This window comes from Pseudomonas sp. XP2 (assembly GCF_053557975.1).
Window position 1 is genome coordinate 27,707 of record NZ_JBNRIK010000027.1, and the last position, 22,645, is coordinate 50,351.

Annotated in this window: 19 protein-coding genes; 2 read left to right on the plus strand and 17 right to left on the minus strand. The window is 62.0% G+C overall.

From position 1 onward, the window contains the following. Positions 1 to 2,726 (minus strand): preprotein translocase subunit SecA (gene secA / locus ACK1VC_RS23270; RefSeq protein WP_449118054.1); only part of this gene is annotated, 2,726 nt, incomplete at its 3' end. 331 nt (positions 2,727 to 3,057) lie between these two features. On the opposite strand from secA, the gene ACK1VC_RS23275 reads away from it, so the two are divergent. Further along, a complete protein-coding gene (locus ACK1VC_RS23275; RefSeq protein ID WP_023048838.1) occupies positions 3,058 to 3,525 on the plus strand; it encodes a DUF721 domain-containing protein in 468 nt (155 codons plus the stop codon). Positions 3,526 to 3,625: 100 nt separating this feature from the next. Next, complete coding sequence (locus tag ACK1VC_RS23280) at positions 3,626 to 4,582, plus strand: hypothetical protein (RefSeq protein ID WP_016488956.1); 957 nt, start codon at positions 3,626 to 3,628, stop codon at positions 4,580 to 4,582. An 80-nt stretch (positions 4,583 to 4,662) separates the two neighbouring features. On the opposite strand, the gene lpxC is transcribed toward ACK1VC_RS23280, so the two are convergent. From lpxC to mraZ, 16 genes are all read right to left on the minus strand, one after another. Continuing rightward, complete coding sequence (lpxC, locus tag ACK1VC_RS23285) at positions 4,663 to 5,574, minus strand: UDP-3-O-acyl-N-acetylglucosamine deacetylase (RefSeq protein ID WP_016488957.1); 912 nt, start codon at positions 5,572 to 5,574, stop codon at positions 4,663 to 4,665. A 112-nt stretch (positions 5,575 to 5,686) separates the two neighbouring features. Beyond that, the gene (ftsZ, locus tag ACK1VC_RS23290) at positions 5,687 to 6,883 is read right to left on the minus strand and encodes a cell division protein FtsZ (protein ID WP_016488958.1); all 1,197 of its coding nucleotides are present in this window, start codon (positions 6,881 to 6,883) and stop codon (positions 5,687 to 5,689) included. Positions 6,884 to 6,938: 55 nt separating this feature from the next. Then, on the minus strand, positions 6,939 to 8,201 hold the full coding sequence (gene ftsA, locus ACK1VC_RS23295; RefSeq protein WP_016488959.1) for a cell division protein FtsA: 1,263 nt from the start codon (positions 8,199 to 8,201) through the stop codon (positions 6,939 to 6,941). Between the two features lie 14 nt (positions 8,202 to 8,215). Then, positions 8,216 to 9,085 carry a cell division protein FtsQ/DivIB gene (locus ACK1VC_RS23300; protein WP_012274056.1) on the minus strand — a complete coding sequence of 290 codons (870 nt, stop codon included), beginning with the start codon at positions 9,083 to 9,085 and terminating at the stop codon, positions 8,216 to 8,218. A gap of 5 nt (positions 9,086 to 9,090) precedes the next feature. Further along, positions 9,091 to 10,047 carry a D-alanine--D-alanine ligase gene (locus ACK1VC_RS23305; protein ID WP_016488960.1) on the minus strand — a complete coding sequence of 319 codons (957 nt, stop codon included), beginning with the start codon at positions 10,045 to 10,047 and terminating at the stop codon, positions 9,091 to 9,093. After that, a complete protein-coding gene (gene murC / locus ACK1VC_RS23310; RefSeq protein ID WP_016488961.1) occupies positions 10,044 to 11,492 on the minus strand; it encodes a UDP-N-acetylmuramate--L-alanine ligase in 1,449 nt (482 codons plus the stop codon). Before murC ends, ACK1VC_RS23305 begins: the two co-directional genes overlap by 4 nt. After that, positions 11,485 to 12,564 carry an undecaprenyldiphospho-muramoylpentapeptide beta-N-acetylglucosaminyltransferase gene (murG, locus tag ACK1VC_RS23315; protein WP_016488962.1) on the minus strand — a complete coding sequence of 360 codons (1,080 nt, stop codon included), beginning with the start codon at positions 12,562 to 12,564 and terminating at the stop codon, positions 11,485 to 11,487. Before murG ends, murC begins: the two co-directional genes overlap by 8 nt. Further along, positions 12,554 to 13,768 (minus strand): putative lipid II flippase FtsW, encoded by a 1,215-nt coding sequence (gene ftsW, locus ACK1VC_RS23320; protein WP_016488963.1) that lies wholly within the window; start codon positions 13,766 to 13,768, stop codon positions 12,554 to 12,556. Before ftsW ends, murG begins: the two co-directional genes overlap by 11 nt. Continuing rightward, on the minus strand, positions 13,765 to 15,111 hold the full coding sequence (gene murD, locus ACK1VC_RS23325) for a UDP-N-acetylmuramoyl-L-alanine--D-glutamate ligase (protein ID WP_095116137.1): 1,347 nt from the start codon (positions 15,109 to 15,111) through the stop codon (positions 13,765 to 13,767). The genes ftsW and murD overlap by 4 nt, the downstream gene beginning before the upstream one ends. Positions 15,112 to 15,117: 6 nt before the next feature. After that, a complete protein-coding gene (mraY, locus tag ACK1VC_RS23330) occupies positions 15,118 to 16,200 on the minus strand; it encodes a phospho-N-acetylmuramoyl-pentapeptide-transferase (RefSeq protein ID WP_016488965.1) in 1,083 nt (360 codons plus the stop codon). Continuing rightward, the gene (locus tag ACK1VC_RS23335) at positions 16,200 to 17,567 is read right to left on the minus strand and encodes a UDP-N-acetylmuramoyl-tripeptide--D-alanyl-D-alanine ligase (protein ID WP_191086949.1); all 1,368 of its coding nucleotides are present in this window, start codon (positions 17,565 to 17,567) and stop codon (positions 16,200 to 16,202) included. The genes mraY and ACK1VC_RS23335 overlap by 1 nt, the downstream gene beginning before the upstream one ends. Then, complete coding sequence (locus ACK1VC_RS23340) at positions 17,560 to 19,050, minus strand: UDP-N-acetylmuramoyl-L-alanyl-D-glutamate--2,6-diaminopimelate ligase (protein WP_411911048.1); 1,491 nt, start codon at positions 19,048 to 19,050, stop codon at positions 17,560 to 17,562. The genes ACK1VC_RS23335 and ACK1VC_RS23340 overlap by 8 nt, the downstream gene beginning before the upstream one ends. Beyond that, positions 19,047 to 20,786: a peptidoglycan D,D-transpeptidase FtsI family protein gene (locus ACK1VC_RS23345; RefSeq protein ID WP_161775544.1), complete on the minus strand. Its 1,740-nt coding sequence runs from the start codon at positions 20,784 to 20,786 to the stop codon at positions 19,047 to 19,049. The genes ACK1VC_RS23340 and ACK1VC_RS23345 overlap by 4 nt, the downstream gene beginning before the upstream one ends. Next, complete coding sequence (gene ftsL, locus ACK1VC_RS23350) at positions 20,786 to 21,079, minus strand: cell division protein FtsL (protein ID WP_016488969.1); 294 nt, start codon at positions 21,077 to 21,079, stop codon at positions 20,786 to 20,788. The genes ACK1VC_RS23345 and ftsL overlap by 1 nt, the downstream gene beginning before the upstream one ends. Next, positions 21,076 to 22,023, minus strand: coding sequence for a 16S rRNA (cytosine(1402)-N(4))-methyltransferase RsmH (gene rsmH / locus ACK1VC_RS23355; protein WP_016488970.1), 948 nt, complete (start codon positions 22,021 to 22,023; stop codon positions 21,076 to 21,078). The genes ftsL and rsmH overlap by 4 nt, the downstream gene beginning before the upstream one ends. Beyond that, complete coding sequence (gene mraZ / locus ACK1VC_RS23360; RefSeq protein WP_019439042.1) at positions 22,020 to 22,475, minus strand: division/cell wall cluster transcriptional repressor MraZ; 456 nt, start codon at positions 22,473 to 22,475, stop codon at positions 22,020 to 22,022. The genes rsmH and mraZ overlap by 4 nt, the downstream gene beginning before the upstream one ends. Positions 22,476 to 22,645 lie beyond the last annotated feature (170 nt).

Below are 22,645 nucleotides of genomic sequence, written 5' to 3' on the forward strand. Positions count from 1 at the left end.
TGCCCGTGGCAATGCTTGAACTTCTTGCCCGAACCACACCAGCACGGCTCGTTGCGGCCCAGTTTCTGGTCGTTACGCACTGGCGCTGCGGCCACCGCCACTTCGGCGCCCTCCTCGCTCAGTTGCTCGCTTTCCAACCCTGGGGCAGGGGCATGCTGGAACTGCATGCGGCTGGCCAGTTCCTCGGCCTCGCGGCGAAGGCGTGCTTCCTCCTCGATCGGATCTTCGCGGCGAACCTGAACGTGCGACAGCACGCGGATGGTGTCGCGCTTGATCGACTCGAGCAGCTCCTGGAACAGGCTGAACGACTCGCGCTTGTACTCCTGCTTCGGGTTCTTCTGCGCATAGCCACGCAGGTGAATACCGTGGCGCAGGTGGTCCATGGTCGACAGGTGGTCTTTCCACAGGTCGTCCAGCACGCGCAGCAGGATCTGCTTCTCGAAGGTACGCAGGGCTTCGATACCGGCCTGGTCTTCCTTCTCGGTGTAGGCAGTGGTGATCTCGTTCAGCAGCTTCTCGCGCAGGGTTTCCTCGTAGAGGTGATCGTCCTCGTCGAGCCACTGCTGGATCGGCAGTTTCATGGCGAAATCGCTGGCCAGCGAGGCTTCCAGACCGGCCACATCCCACTGCTCTGGCAGCGACTGCGGCGGGATGTGCTGGCTGATGGTAGCGTCCAGCACTTCCTTGCGGAATTCGACGATGGTGTCGCCGATGTTCTCGGCGGCCAGCAGGCTGTTGCGCATGTGGTAGATCACCTTGCGCTGTTCGTTGGCCACGTCGTCGTATTCGAGCAATTGCTTACGGATGTCGAAGTTGCGGCCTTCAACCTTGCGCTGGGCTTTCTCGATCGCGTTGGTGACCATGCGGTGTTCGATGGCCTCGCCCGACTGCATGCCCAGTGCCTTCATGAAGTTCTTCACCCGGTCAGAGGCGAAGATGCGCATCAGGCTGTCTTCCAGCGACAGGTAGAAGCGGCTGGAGCCCGGGTCACCCTGACGGCCCGAACGGCCACGCAGCTGGTTGTCGATACGGCGCGACTCATGGCGCTCGGAGGCGATCACGTGCAAGCCGCCCGACTCGATCACTTGCTGGTGACGCTTCTGCCAGTCGGACTTGATCTGGGCGATCTGTTCGGCGGTCGGGTTTTCAAGGGTGGCCACTTCGGCTTCCCAGTTACCACCCAACAGGATGTCGGTACCACGGCCGGCCATGTTGGTGGCGATGGTCAGTGCGCCTGGAGCACCAGCCTGCGCGATGATCTCGGCTTCCTTCTCGTGGTACTTGGCGTTCAGGACCTTGTGCTCGATACCTTCCTTGAGCAACAGGTTCGACATGTGCTCGGAGGTTTCGATGGTCGCAGTACCCACCAACACCGGGCGGCCCTGGGTCATGCTTTCTTTGATGTCGGCAATGATCGCGGCGTATTTCTCGTCGGCGGTCAGGTACACCAGGTCGTTGAAGTCTTTACGTGCCAGCGGCTTGTTCGGCGGGATCACCATCACGTTGAGGCCGTAGATGGACTGGAACTCGAACGCTTCGGTGTCGGCGGTACCGGTCATGCCGGACAGCTTGGTGTACAGGCGGAAGTAGTTCTGGAAGGTGGTCGAAGCCAGGGTCTGGCTCTCGGCCTGGATATTCAGGTTTTCTTTTGCCTCGATGGCCTGGTGCAGGCCCTCGGACAGGCGACGGCCCGGCATGGTGCGGCCGGTGTGCTCGTCAATCAGCAGGACCTGGCCGTCCTGGACGATGTACTCGACGTTGCGGTGGAACAGCTTGTGCGCGCGCAGGCCAGCGTAAACGTGGGTCAGCAGGCCCAGGTTGTGCGCGGAGTACAGGCTCTCGCCCTCGGCCAGCAGGCCGGCCTGGGTGAGCATTTCTTCGATGAACTGGTGACCGGCTTCGTTGAGCTCGACCTGGCGGCTCTTCTCGTCGATGGTGAAGTGGCCTTCCTGGGTGACCTGGCCTTCCACTTCTTCGATATGCTGGGTCAGGCGCGGGATCAGGCGGTTGATCTCGATGTACAGCTTGGAGCTGTCCTCAGCCTGGCCGGAGATGATCAGCGGGGTGCGTGCTTCGTCGATGAGGATGGAGTCGACTTCGTCGATCACGGCGAAGTTCAGCTCACGCTGGAACTTCTCTTCCTGGCTGAACGCCATGTTGTCGCGCAGGTAGTCAAACCCGAATTCGTTGTTGGTGCCGTAGGTAATGTCGGACGCATAGGCGGCACGCTTTTCTTCTGGCGGCTGGAAGGCCGAGACGATACCGACCGACAGGCCGAGGAACTCGTACAGCGGACGCATCCAGTTGGCGTCACGGCGGGCCAGGTAGTCGTTGACGGTGACCACGTGCACGCCCTTGCCGGACAGTGCGTTCAGGTACACGGCCAGGGTACCGACCAAGGTCTTGCCTTCACCGGTGCGCATTTCTGCGATCATGCCCTCGTGCAGGGTCATGCCACCGATGAGCTGCACATCGAAGTGGCGCATGCCCATCACACGCTTGCCGGCCTCTCGGGCCACGGCGAAAGCTTCAGGCAGCAATTGGTCCAGTGTCTCGCCTTTGGCCAGGCGCTCCTTGAACTCTGCGGTCTTGCCCCGCAGTTGCTCGTCGGAGAGGGCCACCATCTTCTCTTCGAAGGCATTGACGATACTCACCGTCTTGAGCATGCGTTTCACTTCACGCTCGTTCTTGCTTCCAAAAAGTTTTTTTAACAAAGGCGCAAACATATCGGCAGGATCTTCCACACGTAGGGATGGAGGGCGGCCCCATGAGTCGCCCGTGCAGCCCTGAGGCCGCATGCGAACGAGCATTCTACCCGGAAACGATGGTGAGGAAAGTGGTGGATTTCCACGATGCTATTACAGCGTTTTGGCAGGGGCTTGTCTTAGATAGGGGCATTCTCCGTGAGTTCAAGGCTTGGCAACATGAAAGCTATCGAGAATTGGTCTTATCTGGCCTGCACTGGGGAATGCCTGTAATAGCGGGCAAGCCCGTGAAGAGGCCGGCACCGGCTACAGAGGTGTTAAACTGCTGACCTTGAACCTCATGCACAGTCCCATGGCCTACAAACCCTCCCCTGCCCAGCCGCCCTCCGCACTGCTGCGCCAGGTCCGCCCGCTGCGCCTGCTGCTGAACCAGGCCGAGCGCCTGGAGCACCTGCAACGCCTGCTGGAAAGCCAGCTGCAACCCGCTGCCCGCGAGCACTGCCATGTCGCGTCATGGCGCGATGGCACCTTGCTGCTGGTTGTGACCGACGGCCATTGGGCAACCCGCCTGCGCTACCAGCAGAAGCGCCTGCTGGCGGCATTGCAGGCCATGGAGGCGTTCGGCAACCTCAGGCGCATCCTGTTCAAGGTGCAGCCACCGCTGGTGCCGGCCAAGCGTGGCCTAAACACCACCGAGCTGTCGGCCAATGCCGCGCAGAGTATTCGCGGTTCCGCTGAAGGCATTACCGACGAGAAGCTGCGCGCCGCATTGGAGCGTTTGGCTAACAATGCTTCGCGCAAAAAAAAGCCTTCAGAATAAAACAAGCTAAAAAACCTGCACTTTAAGACTGACAATTTTACCAGTAGCCGGTAGGTTTTGGAGATGGTTTATTGAGCGTTCTTAACCCAGGAACTGCATCATGACCCTGCCCACGACTGACTATAGCGAACATACAACTTTCACTGACAAGGCATACAACGGCTGGAACGCAATACGCAGCGGACACTCATTAACATTCAACACCGCAAATCAAAGCAACATTTATGTTGAATATGACTCGCCGCCAAACCTCCCACCGCTTCCCCGACACGATGGCGTGCTGCTGATCCAGAAGACGATAAGCGGTCTGGTCCAGGGACACCTCTACTCTATCAGCTTGCGTGTCAAGCGATTCCCCAAGGACCCCGTCCCACACCTCACCTGGTACATAGACGATACTGTCCAGCATCGCTCAAAGCTTGAAAACCACCAGGACTGGCAACGTTTCGTTGTCGACTTCCGCGCGACATCCCCGACTCATACCCTGACACTTGGCAGTTTCGAGCCTGACAATACGCATGTGCATTTCGCTTTCGACGATATCCGCATTTACCCGCACGTACTGCATATCAATTTCGAGGAGCAACCTGGCGAGCAGCTCATTCTACCCGGGCAATCACTCGTACTTCCGCATTTTACGCTGCACCATCTTAGTAGCAATTATGGCTCTAAAACAGGCATTGAGAAAGTCAATGAAACCGTCGAAAACATGGCTGAGGGAAAGGCAATTGTACTTTCCAAAGGCCAAAGTTCCGACAGCAATAAAATCGCACTGGATCTGAACGGTGAGTACGGGTACATGCAGTTCGCCTGGAGCCTGATTCATTACGAGGGGTCCGTGAGTTTCTTCACCTCGACTGAGCCAGACCCGCTGAAAACGATCAACTTGGCGAGCGACGGCACACCTAAGCACTTTCTGGTGAGTTTCCGGTCGCCGTACGGCAAGCCAATCACACGCGTGGAGTGCACCTCGACAGACCACAGTTACATCGATTTCATCCTGCTGAAAACCCATGCTGTCCTGAGTGCCTACGACAGAGATAGCCACGACGCATAACCCCAAGCACGCTTGGGGAACTCAGCGAATAAAAAAGGCCACCCGAGGGTGGCCTTAATCACTAGAGAGAGTGCTCGAACTTACACGGCCGCAACAGGGCGCATATAAGAGATCGGTGCCGTGCTGGCATCTTCGAACGTGACCACTTCCCAGGCATCGGTTTCAGCAATCAGCTTGCGCAACAGCTGGTTGTTCAGCGCGTGGCCGGACTTGAAGCCCTTGAACTCGCCAATCAGGCTGTTGCCCAGCAGGTAAAGGTCGCCAATGGCGTCGAGGATCTTGTGCTTTACGAATTCGTCTTCGTAACGAAGGCCGTCCTCGTTGAGCACGCCGTCCTCATCGACCACGATGGCGTTCTCGACACTGCCACCCAATGCAAGGTTGTGCTTGCGCAGGTACTCGATGTCACGCATGAAGCCGAAAGTACGCGCGCGGCTGACTTCTTTCACAAACGAGGTGCTGGAGAAGTCGACGCTGGCGCTCTGGGTCCGGTTGCGAAGCACCGGGTGATCGAAGTCGATCTCGAAGCTCACCTTGAACCCTTCGAAAGGCAGGAACGTGGCGCGCTTGTCGCCCTCTTCCACGGTTACCTCACGCAGGATGCGGATGAACTTCTTGGCTGCGTCCTGCTCTTCCAGGCCGGCAGACTGAATCAGGAATACAAAGGGTCCGGCGCTGCCATCCATGATCGGCACTTCCGAGGCGGAGAGCTCGACGTAGGCGTTATCGATGCCCAGGCCCGCCATGGCGGAGAGCAGGTGCTCGACCGTATCGACCTTGACGTCACCGTTGACCAGCGTCGTCGACATGGTTGTCTCGCCGACGTTGGCCGCACGCGCAGGGATCTCGACCACAGGGTCAAGGTCGGCGCGGCGGAAGACGATGCCGGTGTCAACAGGTGCGGGCTTGAGGGTCAGGTAAACCTTCTCCCCAGAGTGCAGACCGATACCTGTGGCACGGATGGTATTCTTCAGGGTGCGTTGTTTAATCATGGCATTGGCCGCTTCAGCGCAAATTGCGAACAGGTATCAACAAAGGCTGGGGATGATAACAGACCCAACCTTTGATGAATACCAATCACCTTTATACCCCTGATAAATTCCATTAATCAGCCTGACGACGCAGGAAAGCCGGGATATCAAGGTAGTCCAGGTCATCCTGAGGGTTCAGTTTAGCGGCTGCAGCAGCACCTGCATGGGCCTGATTGCGCATCACGGTCGGGCGCTCCAGGTCACGGTAGTTGACCGCTGGCTGCTCCTGGCGTACCGGCGCAGGATTGGACGCCTCGTATGCCTGCTGGGCGGTCTGCAGGGTGTTGTCGACCACTTTGACCGGCTTCTCGATGCGCGCGCCCAGGCCAGTGGCCACAACGGTAACGTGCAGCTCGTCGCGCATGTCCGGGTCGATCACGGTGCCGACCTTGACCATGGCGTGGTCAGAGGCGAAGGCTTCGATGATGCTACCCACATCGGAGTACTCACCCAGCGACAGGTCCGGACCTGCGGTGATGTTCACCAGGATGCCACGGGCGCCCTGCAGGTTGACGTCTTCCAGCAATGGGTTGCGGATCGCCGCTTCGGTGGCTTCACGGGCGCGGTTCGGGCCGCTGGCACAGCCAGTACCCATCATTGCCATGCCCATTTCGCCCATCACCGTACGCACGTCGGCGAAGTCGACGTTGATCATGCCTGGGCGTTTGATGATGTCGGAGATGCCGCGAACGGCACCGGCCAGCACATCGTCGGCCTTGGCAAAGGCAGACAGCAAGCTGGCATCCTTGCCCAGGATGGTCAGCAGTTTCTCGTTGGGAATGGTGATCAACGAGTCGACGCTTTCAGCCAGCATGCGGATGCCTTCATCGGCGATCTGCATACGTTTGCGGCCTTCGAACGGGAACGGACGGGTCACCACGGCTACGGTGAGAATGCCCATTTCCTTGGCCACTTCGGCAATGATCGGCGCTGCACCGGTACCGGTACCGCCACCCATGCCAGTGGTGATGAACACCATGTTGGTGCCCTGCAGTACCTCAGCGATGCGCTCACGGTCTTCCAGCGCAGCCTGACGGCCCACTTCCGGATTGGCACCGGCACCCAGGCCCTTGGTCACGCCAGTGCCCAATTGCAGGATGGTGCGCGCGCCAATGCTTTTCAGCGCCTGGGCATCGGTGTTGGCGCAGATGAATTCCACGCCCTCGATGCTGCTCTTGACCATGTGGTTGACGGCGTTGCCGCCACCACCACCAACGCCGATCACCTTGATGACCGGGCTTTGCGGGACGTTGTCTACGAGCTCGAACATTTTCCCTCTCCTTACAGTTCTCTAGTTGTTGCGCCTACCACTACTGCTTTGAAACTTAGAAGTTGCCCTGGACCCACTTCTTGAAGCGCTCAAGCACTGGGGCCTTCGGTTCATCGCCATAGCTGTTGTTGCTGCTGTTTGTGTTACCGGTCAGGATCAGGTCCTCGGACTGCTTCAGCAGACCGTAAGTGAGCAAGCCCACGCCGGTGGAATAGATCGGGTTGCGAACCACGTCGCTCAGCCCCCGAACGCTGTGCGGTACACCCAGGCGTACCGGCATGTGGAAGATTTCCTCGGCCAGTTCCACGGCACCTTCCATCTTCGCGGTGCCACCGGTGAGTACGATGCCGGCTGGCACCAGGTCTTCGTAGCCGCTGCGGCGCAGTTCGGCCTGAATCAGGGTGAAGAGCTCGTCGTAACGTGGCTCTACCACTTCAGCCAACGCCTGACGCGACAGCTCGCGCGGTGGGCGGTCGCCCACGCTCGGCACCTTGATGGTTTCGCCGGCGCCAGCCAGTTTGGCCAGGGCACAGGCGTAGCGGATCTTGATTTCTTCGGCGTACTGGGTAGGGGTACGCAGGGCCATGGCGATGTCGTTGGTCACCTGGTCGCCGGCAATCGGGATGACCGCGGTGTGACGGATGGCGCCTTCGGTGAAGATGGCGATGTCGGTGGTACCGCCACCGATGTCCACCAGGCAAACACCCAGCTCTTTTTCATCGTCGGTCAGCACCGAGTAGGCCGAGGCCAGCTGCTCAAGGATGATGTCGTCAATTTCCAGGCCGCAGCGGCGTACGCACTTCTCGATGTTCTGCGCCGCGTTGACTGCGCAAGTGACCACGTGGACCTTGGCTTCCAGACGCACGCCAGACATGCCCAGCGGTTCGCGCACGCCTTCCTGGTTGTCGATCACGTAGTCCTGCGGCAGGGTGTGCAACACGCGCTGGTCGGCCGGAATCGCCACAGCCTGGGCAGCGTCGAGTACACGCTCCAGGTCGGCCAGGCTGACCTCGCGGTCGCGGATGGCGACGATGCCGTGGGAGTTCAGGCTGCGGATGTGGTTGCCGGCCACCCCGACGAAAGCCGAGTGGATGCGGCAGCCGGCCATCAGCTGCGCTTCTTCGACGGCGCGCTGGATCGACTGCACGGTGGACTCGATGTTCACCACCACGCCTTTCTTCAGGCCGCGGGACGGATGGGTGCCGATCCCGACGATTTCCAGGGTGCCGTCTTCGCCCACTTCGCCCACCAGCGCCACCACCTTGGAGGTGCCAATGTCCAGCCCGACGATCATTTTGCCGCTATGCGCGTTTGCCATGGTCCTGCCTCTCTCTAATTCTTCGCAACGGCGGGTTGGGCCGTCGTCGGTGCAATCGGTTCCCGCCAACCAACGGCAAGTCCGTTGGAATAACGCAGATCAATGCGGGCGATAGTGGTGATCTGGTCTTTGAGTGTCTTGTCGTAAATGGCAATGAAACGGCGCATCTTCTCCACCAGATGGTCGCGCCCCAACAGCAGCTCGATACCGGGCCCGGCGCTGCTCGCACCGGTAGTCAGGAACCAGCTGCCCCGCTCGCGCAGCTCCAGGCGAGCGATGGAAAAGCCCAGGGGGCGCAGCATCTGGCTCAATACCTGATACTGCTGCATGACTTGTTGCTGAGCACGCTGCGGCCCAGCCAGCTGCGGCAGGTGCTCGTAGTTGGCCAGTTCGCGCGGGGTGAAGGCCTGGCCCTGGTTGTTGAGCAAGGCTTCGTCGCCCCAGCGCGCCACCGGCAGCTGTTCTTCCAGGCGGATCACCACCTCGTCAGGCCACACCCGGCGCACTTCGGCGTGAGCGATCCATGGCATCTGCTCGAGCTCCGCACGCATCGCCGGCAGGTCGACGCTGAAGAAGCTCGCCGCCACGTACGGTGCGATGCGCTGCTGCACCGACTGCTGGCTGATGTAGCTGAGGTCGCCCTGCACGTCGATCTTGGTGATCGGCCGATCGGCATACGGCATCAGGCGAATGGCGCCCTCATAGGCACCAAAGCCGGCCGCCACCAGCAGCACCGGCCACAGCAGGCGCTTGAGGCCTCCCAGGCTTGGCCGCGGCAGGCGCGCCGATACGGGCTCGTCGGCCACCAGCCGGCTGGCACCACGCGGCACCGGCTTGCTACGGCCGGTAACGGGTTGCTGCTGACGTATCATCGCGCCTTGCATGGTTGTTAACCTCGCGTCGTCACGCTTTCAGCCAGGATTGCCAGCACCAGTTGCTGGAAGTCCAGGCCGGCCGCGCGGGCCGCCATTGGCACCAGGCTATGATCAGTCATGCCCGGTGCGGTGTTGACTTCGAGCAGCCAGAACCGGCCCTGCTCGTCCTGCATCACGTCCAGCCGCCCCCAGCCTTCGATGCCGATGGCATCACAGGCACGTGCAGTCAGGTCGATCAGTTCCTGTTCCTTGACGCTATCCAGGCCGCACGGGATGCGGTACTGGGTATCGTTGGCGATGTACTTGGCGTCGTAGTCGTAGAACACGTGCGGCGTACCCAGGGCGATCGGCGGCAGCACCTGGCCGCGCAAGACCGCGATGGTGAACTCCGGGCCGTGGATCCACTGCTCCACCAGTACCTGGGAATCGTATTTGGCGGCGTCCTGCCAGGCGGCGACCAGTTCCTGGGCGCTGTTCACCTTGGCCATGCCGATACTAGAGCCTTCATGGGCGGGTTTGACGATAAGCGGGAAGCCCAGTTCCGTACTGGCCAACAAACAATCGCTTTCGCTCGCCAACACCGCGTGACGCGGGGTCGGAATGCCCAGGCTCTGCCACACCTGCTTGGTGCGCAGCTTGTCCATGGCCAGCGCCGAGGCAAGGATGCCGCTGCCGGTGTAGGGGATGCCCAGGCACTCCAGCAGGCCTTGCATGCTGCCGTCTTCACCGCCACGGCCGTGCAGGATGATGAACGCACGGTCGATCTTCTCGCGTTGCAGGCGCTCGAGCAGGTCATCTCCCACGTCGATGGCAACGACGTCGACACCGGCCGTGGTCAGCGCGTGGATCACCGCTGCGCCGGACTTCAGCGACACTTCACGCTCGGCGCTCTTGCCACCATACAGCACGGCAACACGGCCGAACGCCTTGACGTCCAGGGTCGAGTGCAGCTTTTCGTAGGCGCTGGTCATTTCGACTTCTCCTGCTTGGCGCCTGCGAACAGCGGGCTTTTCATCAACTGTGGGGCCAGGCCTCCGACATCACCGGCACCCTGGCAGATGAGGATGTCGCCAGCGCGCAGCAGTGGTTTGACCAGCGGCGCGAGTTCTGCGCCACGCTCGATGTAGATCGGGTCCAGTTTGCCGCGCTGACGGATGCTGTGGCACAGCTGACGGCTGTCGGCTCCAGGGATTGGCTCTTCGCCGGCCGGGTAGACTTCCATCAGCAGCAGCACGTTGGCATCGCCCAGCACCTGCACGAAATCGTCGTACAGGTCGCGGGTGCGGCTGTAGCGGTGCGGCTGGTAAACGATCACCAGGCGGCGGCTAGGCCAGCCACCACGCACGGCTTTGATCACTGCAGCTACTTCGGTCGGGTGATGGCCGTAGTCGTCCACCAGCATCACGCTACCGCCTTCGACCGGCAGTTCGCCGTATACCTGGAAGCGTCGGCCGACCCCCTGGAAGCCTGACAGGCCCTGGATGATGGCCTCGTCAGTGATGCCTTCGTCAGTGGCAATGGCAATGGTGGCCAGGGCGTTGAGCACGTTGTGGTTGCCAGGCATGTTCACTGACACGTCCAACGGCTCGCAGTCACGGCGCAGCACGGTGAAGTGGGTCTGCATGCCCTGCTGGCGCACGTTGATGGCGCGGATGTCTGCCTCTTCGCTGAAGCCATAAGTCACGGTCGGGCGCTTCACCTGCGGCAGGATTTCGCGCACCACCGGGTCGTCCAGGCACATCACCGCCAGGCCGTAGAACGGCAGGTTGTGCAGGAACTCGACGAAGGTTTTCTTCAGTTTGTTGAAGTCACCTTCGTAGGTCGCCATGTGATCGGCGTCGATGTTGGTGACCACGGCCACCATCGGCTGCAGGTGCAGGAAGCTGGCATCGCTTTCGTCTGCTTCGGCGATCAGGTAGCGGCTGGTGCCCAGCTGGGCATTGGTACCGGCAGCGGTCAGGCGGCCACCGATGACAAAGGTCGGGTCCAGGCCACCGGCAGCGAACACCGAGGCCAGCAGGCTGGTGGTAGTGGTCTTGCCGTGGGTACCGGCAACCGCCACGCCGTGACGGTAGCGCATCAGCTCGGCGAGCATCTCGGCACGCGGCACCACCGGAATGCGTCGCTCAAGGGCGGTAGCCACTTCCGGGTTGGCCGGGTTGATGGCACTGGACACGACCAGCACATCAGCGGTGGCGGCGTTCTCGGCGCGGTGGCCGACGAAGATCTCGGCACCGAACGATTCCAGGCGCTCGGTCACCGGCGACGCTTTCAGGTCCGAACCGGACACTTCATAGCCCAGGTTCAGCAGCACTTCGGCAATACCGCACATGCCCACGCCGCCGATACCGACAAAGTGAATACGGCGGATACGGCCCATCTTGGGCTGGGGCATGGCTTTCTGGCTCTCAACCATGGGCCACCTCCAGGCAGATATCGACCACGGTGCTGGTTGCAGCAGGTTTGGCCAGGCGCCGTGCGGTGCCTGCCATTACGGTGAGTTTCTCGGGTTGCATCAGCACCTCGTTCAGGCGTTCAGCGAGCTGCGCTGCGCCAGTTGTCGCTTGTGGCATCAGGAAGGCAGCGCCTTCACGGGCCAGATATTGGGCGTTGTGGGTCTGGTGATCGTCGATGGCGTGGGGCAATGGCACCAGCAGCGAAGGCAGGCCCGCTGCCGCCAGCTCGCTAACGGTCAGGGCACCGGCCCGGCACACCACCATGTCGGCCCAGCCATAGGCTTGGGCCATGTCCTTGATGAAGGGCTCTACCTGAGCCTCGACGCCCGCCTCGTGATAACGCTCGGCGGTGATTGGCGCGTGTTGCTTGCCGGCCTGGTGGAACACCTCTGGCCGCAGCGCAGCAGGGACTTCGGACAGGGCCTTAGGCAACAATTTGTTCAAGGGTTCCGCACCCAGGCTGCCACCGAGCACCAGCAGGCGCGCTCGGCGCTGGGCCAGGGGCGCGCGTTGTGCATCCATGAACAGCTCCGGGCGCACCGGGTTGCCGGTGGTACGACGCTTGTCGCTCGCCTCGAAGGTGTTCGGGAAAGCTTCGCAGACCCGCGCAGACAGTGGCACCAGCAACCGATTGGCGGTACCGGCACGGGCGTTCTGCTCGTGGATCACCAATGGCACGCCGCACAGCCGCGCGGCCACACCGCCGGGGCCAGTCACATAACCGCCAAAGCCCAGTACGCATACCGGCTTGAGCTGGCGAATGATGCGTCGCGCCTGCAGTACCGCCTTGATCAGGGTGAACGGCGCCTTGAGCAACGACAGCTTGCCTTTGCCGCGCAGGCCGCTGACCTGGATCAGGTGCAGCGGCAGGCCAGCCTGGGGCACCAGTTCGTTTTCGATGCCACGCGGGGTGCCCAGCCAGTGCACGGTAAAACCACGCGCCTGGAACTCCCGGGCGCAGGCCAGGGCCGGGAATACATGCCCCCCGGTGCCGCCCGCCATGATCAATATGTTTTTGCCGTCAGCGGCCATGACTGGTCTCCTCGGCAAAATCGCTTTCGCTGAACTCGTGTTCTTCGCTACCCAGGTGCGTGCGGCTCTCCCACTCGATACGCAGCAACAGGCCCACGCAGGCGCAACAGATCACCAGCGAGCTGCCCCCGTAGCTGAGGAACGGCAGCGTCAGGCCCTTGGTTGGCAGCAGGCCGACGTTCACCCCGATGTTGATCAGGAACTGGCCGATCCACAGGAACGCCAGGCCGAAGGCCACATAGGCGGCGAAGAACTGCTTGGCCTTCTCGGCCCACAGACCGATGTACAGGGCACGCACGGTCACGAACACGAACAGTGCAATGGTCAGCAGCGAGCCGACCACGCCCAGTTCTTCGGCCAGTACCGAGAACACAAAGTCGGTGTGTGCTTCGGGCAGGTAGAACTGCTTCTGCACGCTATTGCCCAGGCCAACACCCAGCCACTCGCCGCGGCCGAAGGCGATCAGTGCCTGGGTCAGCTGGTAGCCCGAACCGAACTGGTCGGACCACGGGTCGGTAAAGGTGATAAGCCGCGCCATCCGGTAGGGCTGCGCCTGTACCAGCACGAACACCGCCAGTACCGCCAACACCACCATGAGGCTGAAGCGGAACAACCCAACCCCGCCGAGGAACAGCATGGCCGCCGCCGCGCCCATCATCACCACGGTGGCACCGAAGTCCGGCTCCATCAGCAACAGGGCCGCCATGGGCAGCAGCACGATGAACGGCTTGAAGAAGCCCATCCAGGTTTCGCGCACCTCGGTCTGCCGGCGCACCAGGTAACCCGCCAGGTAGACGACCACGAACACCTTGGCGATTTCCGAAGGCTGGACGTTGAAGAAGCTGAAGCCGATCCAGCGCATGGAACCGTTCACTTCACGGCCGATACCCGGCACCAGCACCAGTACCAGCAGCCCGAAAGCGCCTAGCAGCATCATGAAGCCCATGCGCTGCCAGGTGGCGATCGGCACCAGCATGGTCGCGCCACAGGCAACCAGGCCCAGGAACACATACACCAAGTGGCGGAACATGTGGTAAAGCGGGTTGCCCGACTGCACCGCAGCCACTTCCGAGGAGGCCGAGGTGATCATCACCAGGCCAAGGCCCAGCAAGGCCAGGCAGCCTGCGAGCATCGGGAAGTCCAGGTCGATGCCACGGCCGCTGATCAGCGGCGACGGGTAGGGCTTGAAGATGCCGAAGATCATGCAAGACCTCCCGCTGCCTGGGCAAACAGGCGCCCGCGCTCTTCAAAGTTCTTGAACATGTCGAGGCTGGCGCACGCCGGCGACAGCAACACCGCATCGCCCGCCTGGGCCAGCTCGGCACACTGCTGCACGGCGTCGTCCAGGGTCTTGACCCGCACCAGCGGCACGTCATCACCCAAGGCCTCGGCCAGGCGCTCGGCATCACGGCCAAGCAATACCACGGCGCGGCAGAAACGCTTGACTGGCTCGCGTAGCGCAGTGAAATCGGCACCTTTGCCATCGCCACCGGCGATCAGCACCAACTTGCCTTCGATATCGGCACCCAGGCCCTCGATGGCTGCCAGGGCCGCACCGACGTTGGTGGCCTTGGAATCGTCATACCAGTTCACGCCGTTACGCTCACGTACCCACTGGCAACGGTGGGCCAGGCCACCGAATTCACGCAGGGCTTCGAGCATGGGCTCGAACGGCAGGCCGGCCGCATGCCCCAGGGCCAAGGCTGCCAGGGCATTGCTTTGGTTATGGGCGCCACGCACCTTCAGCTCGCGTGCTGGCATCAGCGCCTGGAACTCGAACGCCAGGTATTTTTCACCGTCTGCTTCACGCAAGCCGAAGGCTTTGAAATCGGGCTGGTTAAGGCCGAATGTCCAGCATGGGCGGCCTTCCACAGGCAACGGTCGGCTCAGGGCATCCTGGCGGTTGACCACCACCTGGCGGGCACCGCGGAAAATCCGGTGTTTGGCCAGGTGGTAGGCCGGCAGGCCACTGTAGCGGTCCATGTGGTCTTCGCTGATGTTCAGCACAGTGGCCACTTCAGCATTGAGCTGGTCAGTGGTTTCCAGTTGGAAACTGGACAGCTCCAGCACGTACAGCTCGACGTCATCAGCCAGCAAGTCCAGCGCCGGGGTACCGAGGTTGCCGCCCACAGCCACACGTTTGCCTGCCTTGGCGGCCATTTCGCCGACCAGGGTGGTAACGGTGCTCTTGGCGTTGGAGCCGCTGATGGCAATGATCGGCGCCTTGGCGTGGTGGGCGAACAGCTCGATATCACCGGACAGCTTCACGCCACGCGCGGCGGCCTGCTGCAGGGCCGGGGTGGCCAAGGCCAGACCGGGGCTCACGTACAGCTCGTTGGCGCGGCACAGGAAGTCCACGTCCAGTTCACCACAGCGCACTTCCACCTGCGGGTAATCACGGCGCAGGGTGTCCAGTTCCGGCGGTTGCTCGCGGGTATCGGCGACCGCAAAGGCAATGCCCCGGCTCGCCAGGAAGCGAACCAGGGACATGCCGCTCTTGCCGAGGCCGACAACGATGCGGAATTGGTCGGAAGCGATCAAAGACACGCTCATCTACCTCAGTTTCAGGGTTGCAAGGCCGATCAGCACCAGAATCACGGTGATGATCCAGAAGCGGACGATCACCCGTGGCTCTGGCCAGCCCTTGAGTTCAAAGTGGTGGTGGATTGGCGCCATGCGGAACACGCGCTTGCCGGTCAGCTTGAAGGAGGCGACCTGGATCACCACCGACAGGGTTTCCACCACGAAGATGCCGCCCATGATGAACAGCACGATTTCCTGGCGGACGATCACGGCGATGGTGCCCAGCGCGGCGCCCAGCGCCAGCGCGCCGACGTCACCCATGAAGACTTGTGCCGGGTAGGTGTTGAACCACAGGAAGCCCAGGCCGGCGCCGATCAGCGCGCCGCAGAACACGATCAGCTCACCCGAGCCCGGCACGTAGGGGATCAGCAGGTATTCGGCGAACTTCACGTTACCCGACAGGTAGCAGAAGATGCCCAGGGCGCCGCCCACCATCACCGTCGGCATGATTGCCAGGCCGTCGAGGCCATCGGTAAGGTTGACCGCGTTGCTGGAGCCGACGATGACGAAGTAGGTCAGCACGACGAAGCCAATGCCCAGCGGGATAGTGACATCCTTGATGAACGGCAGGATCAGCGTGGTCTCGACGCTGGTCGGCGCCGTCTTGTACAGGAACACGGCCGCAGCCAGCCCGAACACCGACTGCCAGAAGTACTTCCAGCGGCTTGGCAGGCCACGGGAGTTCTTTTCGATCACCTTGCGGTAGTCGTCAACCCAGCCGATCGCACCGAATGCCAAGGTCACGATCAGCACCACCCACACGTAGCGGTTGGACAGATCAGCCCACAGCAGGGTGCTGATGGCGATGGCCGACAGGATCAGTGCGCCACCCATGGTCGGGGTGCCGGACTTGGACAGGTGCGATTGCGGGCCGTCGTTACGCACGGCCTGGCCGATCTGGCGAATTTGCAGGGTACGGATCATCCACGGCCCCAGCCACAGCGCCAGGGACAACGCGGTCAGTACACCAAGAATCCCGCGCAGGGACAGGTACTGGAAGACCGCGAAGCCTTTGTGGAACTGTTGCAGATACTCGGCCAACAGCAGCAGCATTAATGTTTCTCCCCGCTGGCACCGCACAATGCCGCCACGACGTTTTCCATCGCAGCGCTGCGCGAGCCCTTGATCAAGATAGTGGTGTCGCTGGCATTTTCAGCGCGAACAGCGTCGATCAGCTCAGCTTGAGTAGCGAAATGATGGCCATTGGCGCCGAACGCCGTGACCGCATGCATCATGTTGGAACCCACTGCGTACAGGGCGTCGACCTTGCCACGCGCGTAGTCACCCACCTGACGGTGGCCTTCTTGCGCCCATTGCCCCAATTCGCCGATATCCCCAAGCACCAGGACGGTGCGTCCGGAAAAGCCGGCGAGTATATCAATGGCCGCGCACATGGAGGTGGGATTTGCGTTGTAACTGTCGTCGATCACCCGCACACCGTTCGGCGCGACCTGCGCCACGGTGCGGCCCTTGACCGGCTGCACGGCAGCCAGGCCGGCGGCAATGCCGTTCAGGCTCAGACCAACGGCATGGGCGGCAGCGGCGGCAGCCAGGGCGTTGCTGACGTTATGGGTACCCAGAAGGTTCAGCTGTACCTGCACGCTGCCATCAGGCCCGTGCAGGGTGAACGACGGGCAGCCACGCGCGTCGCGACCAATGTCGCTGGCGTGGAAATCGGCCTGCGGGTTATCCAGTGCAAACGTGAAGATGCGGTGGTTGCCGGCACGTTTGCGCCAGATTTCGAACGCCTTGTCGGCCAGGTTGAGGATGGCGACACCGTCCTCACCCAGGCCTTCGAGAATTTCGCCCTTGGCTTCGACGATCTTCTCAGGCCCACCGAATTCGCCAACGTGGGCGGTACCTGCGTTATTGATGATGACCACCTGAGGGTTGGTCAGGCCGACGGTGTAGCGGATTTCACCGATGCGCGACGCACCCAGCTCGATCACTGCAGCGCTGTGCTCCGGAGCGATTTCCAGCAGGGTCAGCGGCGCGCCAAGGTCGTTGTTCAGGTTGCCGCGGGTGGCATGCACCAGGCCGCGGGTGCGCAGGATGCTGGCAAGCATCTCCTTGACCGTGGTCTTGCCACTGGAACCGGTAATCGCCACCACGGGCTTATCGAACGCGGCGCGGTTCAGGGCGCCGAGCTGACCAAGCGCTACCCGGCAATCATTGACCCGCAACTGCGGCAGGTCGACACCGGCCACCTCACGCTCGACCAGGGCGGCGACTGCGCCTTTGGCTTTGACATCAGCCAGGTAGTCATGGCCATCGAAACGCGGGCCGGCCAAGGCGACGAACAGCTGCCCGGCGCTGACACTGCGGCTGTCGATGCTGACACCGGTGAAAGTGGCGTCGGTACCGACTTGTTGACCACTCAGTGCTGTGGTCAGCTGGCTGAGTGTCATCGGCTTAAGCATGTGGAGCCTCCCAGGCTGCAAGGGCCTTCTCGGCTTCGGTCAGGTCGGAGAAGCCATGGCGCTCGCCATTGATCTCCTGATAATCCTCATGCCCCTTGCCCGCCAGCACGATCACGTCGTTGGCAGCGGCTGAGGCGATCAGGTGCGCAATGGCTTCGCCACGGCCGGCGACGAACTCGACGTCTTCAGGCTTGGTGAAGCCGGGACGGATGTCGTCGAAGATGCGCAGCGGGTCTTCCGTGCGCGGGTTGTCGTCGGTGACCAGCACACGGTCGGCCAGGCGCTCGGCCACTTCAGCCATCAATGGGCGCTTGCCGCGATCACGGTCGCCGCCGCAGCCAAACAGGCACAACAGTTGGCCGTGGGCATGCGGGCGCAGGGCTTCAAGCACTTTTTCCAGGGCATCCGGGGTGTGCGCGTAGTCGACCACCACCAGTGGTTTTTGACCGCCACCCAGGCGCTGCATGCGGCCTACTGGCCCTTGCAGGCGCGGGGTGACCTCAAGGATTTCGTCCAGCGCGTAATCCAGCGCCAGCAGGGTTGCCACGGCGGCCAGCATGTTGCTCAGGTTGAAGCGGCCCAGCAGCTGGCTGCGCAGGGTGCGCTCACCCTGAGCAGTCACCAGCGTGGCTCGCACGCCATCGTCACTGAACACGGCCTCGCGGCAGAACAGCGAGGCGTCGGGGTTTTCCAGGCTATAGCTGAGCAGCCGGGTCTCGACCAGGTCGACACTCGGGCGGCGAGCAAAGTCTTCGGCCAGGCGACGACCAAAGTCGTCATCCAGGTTGACCACCTGGCAACGCAGGTTTGGCCAGGCGAACAGCTTGGCCTTGGCCGCCTCATACGCCTGCATGCTGCCGTGGTAATCCAGGTGATCACGGGACAGGTTGGTCATGACCGCGATGTCGAACGCCAACGCAGCGACACGCCCTTGCTCCAGGGCGTGAGAGGAAACCTCCATGGCCACGGCCTTGGCGCCCTGCTTTTTCAGGTCGTAAAGGGTGGACTGTACGGCAATCGGGTCTGGCGTGGTCAGGCGACCACTTTGCAGTTCACCGTAAAAGCCGGTCCCCAAAGTGCCAATAAGGCCGCAGCGCTGGCCGAGCACATCAAGCGCCTGGGCCACCAATTGAGTAACGCTGGTCTTGCCGTTGGTACCGGTCACACCCACCAGGTTCAGCTGGCGGCTGGGCTCACCATAGAAGCGCCCGGCGATGTCCGAGAGTTGGGCGATCAGGCCCTTGACCGGAATCAGCGGCGCATCGGTCAGCGGCAGCACGTTGGCGCCCTGCTCTTCATAGGCCACGGCGGCAGCGCCACGGGCCAAGGCATCGGCGATATGTTCGCGGCCATCAACCTTGGCGCCCGGCACGGCCAGGAACAGATCGCCGGGGCGTACATTGCGGCTGTCCAGGGTCAGTTCACGAATCAGCGGGTCACGGCTGGCGTGAGCGAAAAGCTTGCTCAATGGCATTGTCATCATCCACGCCCTCCCTTGGCGGCTGCTGCATTGACTTGCGACTGTTCGGCGGGTGCCGGTGGCGGCAGGTTGTCTGGCGGTACGTTCATCAAACGCAGGGTGCCGGACATGACCTTGCTGAATACCGGCGCCGAAACCAGGCCACCGAAGTAACCACCCTTGCCCGGCTCGTCGATGACCACGACGATGGCGTAGCGCGGGTCGCTCATTGGCCCGAAGCCGGCGAACAGCGAACGGTAGGCGTTTTCGGTGTACCCCTTGGACCCCACCGTGGCTTTACGCGCTGTGCCGGACTTGCCGGCCACGTGATAGAACGGCACCTGGGCACGGAACACACCACGCGGTGCTTCAATCACCTGCTGCAGCATGCCCTGAACGGTTTCGGCGGTTTCCTTCGGAATGGCTTGCACAGCTTCCGGAGCCTTGTCGACCTTGATGATCGACAGCGGCACCATCTTGCCGTCGTTGGCCAGCGCCGCGTAGGCATGCACCAGCTGCAGGGCGGTCACCGACAGGCCATAGCCATAGGAAAGGGTCGCGGTTTCAGCCTTGCGCCACTCGCGGTGGTTGGGCAGGTTGCCGACACGCTCACCCGGGAAGCCAAGGCCGGTGTACTGGCCCAGGCCGACCTGGGACATGACGCGGTAGATGGCCTCGCCACCAATGTCGAAGGCGATCTTGCTCATGCCGACGTTACTGGAGTTGATCAGGATGCCGGTCAGGTCGAGGATCGGGCCCTCGCTGCGCGACACGTCCTTGATGGTGTAGCGGCCGATCTGCAAGCTGCCCGGGTAAACCTCGACCTTGTCGGTCGGCTTCCAGCGGCCGCTTTGCAGTGCCGCACTCATGGAAATCGGCTTGACCGTGGAACCGGGCTCGAACACGTCGATGATTGCCCGGTTGCGCATCGCTGCCGGGAACATGCTGCGGCGGTTGTTCGGGTTGTAGGTTGGCTGGTTGACCATGGCCAGGACTTCACCAGTCTTGACGTCCATGATCACCAGGCTGCCGGCCTTGGCGTCCTGCTCGGCAATGGCGTTGCGCAGCTCGCGGGTAGCCAGGTACTGCAGGCGCAGGTCTATCGACAACGCCAAGGTCTTGCCGGCCTTGGCGTTCTTGGTTACCTGGATGTCCTTGATCAGCCGGCCACGCCGGTCCTTGATCACCTGCCGCTTGCCGGGCACGCCGGCCAGCCACTCGTCATAGGCCAGTTCCACCCCTTCGCGACCGTGGTCGTCGAGGTCGGTGAAGCCGACCATGTGCGCGGTGACATCGCCGGCCGGATAGAAGCGGCGGAATTCTTCCAGGCCGTACACACCAGGCACTTTCAGGTCGAGCACGTGCTGGCCCTGCTCCGGGGTCAGGCCGCGGACCAGGTAGATGAACTCTTTGCTGGCCTGCTGGGTCAGGCGCTCGACCAGTTGCTGCGGGTTTTGCCCCAGCGCTGCGGCCAGCTGTGGCCAGCGGTCTTTGGACGCCTGCATTTCCTTGGGGTTGGCCCACAGGGTGGTGACCGGGGTACTCACAGCCAATGGCTCACCGTTGCGGTCGGTGATCAGGCCACGGTGCGCAGGGATAGGGATGTGACGCAAACTGCGCGCATCGCCCTGCCCCTTGAGGAAGTCACGGTCGACCACTTGCAGGTCGATGATGCGCCAGCAGATAGCGCCGACCATGATTGCCAGCAAGCCGATCACCACGCGGAAGCGCCACGGGTAGAGTGCGCCTTCGAGCTTCATCATGGCGCCACCATCCGCACTTCGTCAGCCGCAGGCACGCGCATTTTCAACTGCTCGGAAGCCAGGTTTTCGATACGGCTGGCGGCGGTCCAGGTGCTCTGTTCCAGAATCAGCCGGCCCCACTCGGCCTGGGCCTTGTCACGCTCATTCAACTCGCCGTAAAGGGTATTGAGCAACTGACGGTTCCAGTGCGCGCTGTAGGACACGGCGACGGCCGAAACCAGCACGCCGATAAACAGCAGAAGCATCAGGAAGCTTCCGCCTGGCAAAGGCTTGGCAAAGAGCCTGCTCACCGCAGTTTCTCCGCCACACGCATCACGGCGCTACGCGAGCGTGGGTTGGCCTTGAGCTCGGCTTCGGAGGCGAACTGGGCCTTGCCGATGAGCTTGATTTTCGGCTCGAAGACTTTGTGCTGTACCGGCAGGTTGCGTGGCAGGTTGTCGGCCTCGCCCTTGACCAGCTTGCGCATGAACAGCTTGACGATACGGTCCTCAAGGGAGTGGAAACTGATCACTGCCAGGCGGCCACCGACCTCGAGTGCATCCAGCGCGGCCTCCAGGCCAGCCTCCAGGTCACCCAGCTCGTTGTTGACATGGATCCGCAGCCCCTGGAAGGCACGGGTAGCCGGGTTCTTGCCTTTTTCCCAGGCCGGGTTGGCAACCTTCAGCACTTCCGCCAGGTCGGCAGTGCGGGTGAACGGCTCCTTTTCGCGGCGCTCGACCACGGCACGCGCCATGCGGCCGGAGAAACGCTCTTCACCGTACTCTTTGAAGACACGGGCAATTTCTTCCACAGGCGCAGTGGCGATGAACTCGGCGGCACTGATGCCCTGATCCGGGTTCATGCGCATGTCCAGCGGGCCATCATTGAGGAAACTGAAGCCACGCTCTGGGTCATCCAGTTGCGGCGAGGACACGCCCAGGTCCAGCAGTACACCGCTGACCTTTCCGTGCAGGCCGCGCTCGGCCACTTCTGCACCCAGCTCGGCAAAGCTGCGCTGCACAATGACAAAGCGGCCGTCTTCGGCCGCCAGCGCTTGCCCCGTGGCAATCGCCTGTGGATCTTTGTCGAAGCCCAGCAGCCGCCCTTGCGGCCCGAGCTTGCTGAGAATCAGCCGGCTGTGTCCGCCACGGCCGAAGGTGCCGTCCAGATAGCAACCGTCGGCGCGCAGGGCCAATGCCTCGACAGCTTCGTCGAGCAGGACGGTAATGTGGTTGAAGCCGCTATCTATGGTCACAGGATCAGGTCACGCAATTCGTCGGGCATGGCGCCCGGTTGTTGAATAGCTGCAAGGTCGGCTGCCGAAACCGTGTTCCAGGCATCTTCATCCCACAGCTGGAATTTGTTCAGTTGCCCCACCAGCATCGCCTTCTTGTCGAGCTTGGCGTACTCACGCAGGCGGGGCGGCACCAGGAAACGCCCACTGCCATCGAGCTCCAGGTCAACCGCATTACCGATCAGCAAACGCTGCAGACGGCGGTTTTCCTCACGCAACGATGGCAAGGCTCGCAACTTGGCTTCTATCTGTTCCCACTCATCGAGGGGGTATACGCACAAGCAGGGGTCAACGGCGTCAATGGTCACGATCAGCTGGCCATTGCAACGCGAATCCAGCTCGTCACGGTACCGACTCGGCATGGCGAGACGTCCCTTGGCATCGAGGCTGACGGCGTTGGCTCCGCGGAACACGGCTGTGATTCCCCACAATGTTAGCTTTTTTGTGCCAGAAAACCCACTTCATCCCACTTTCTGCCACTTGCGCACACTATAGGAATCCGCCCGCAGCACCGTCAAGGCACGTTCATAAGGAAAAGCCTTACAGGACCGAGATTTAGCGCGATAAGGGAATGTGGAAGCAC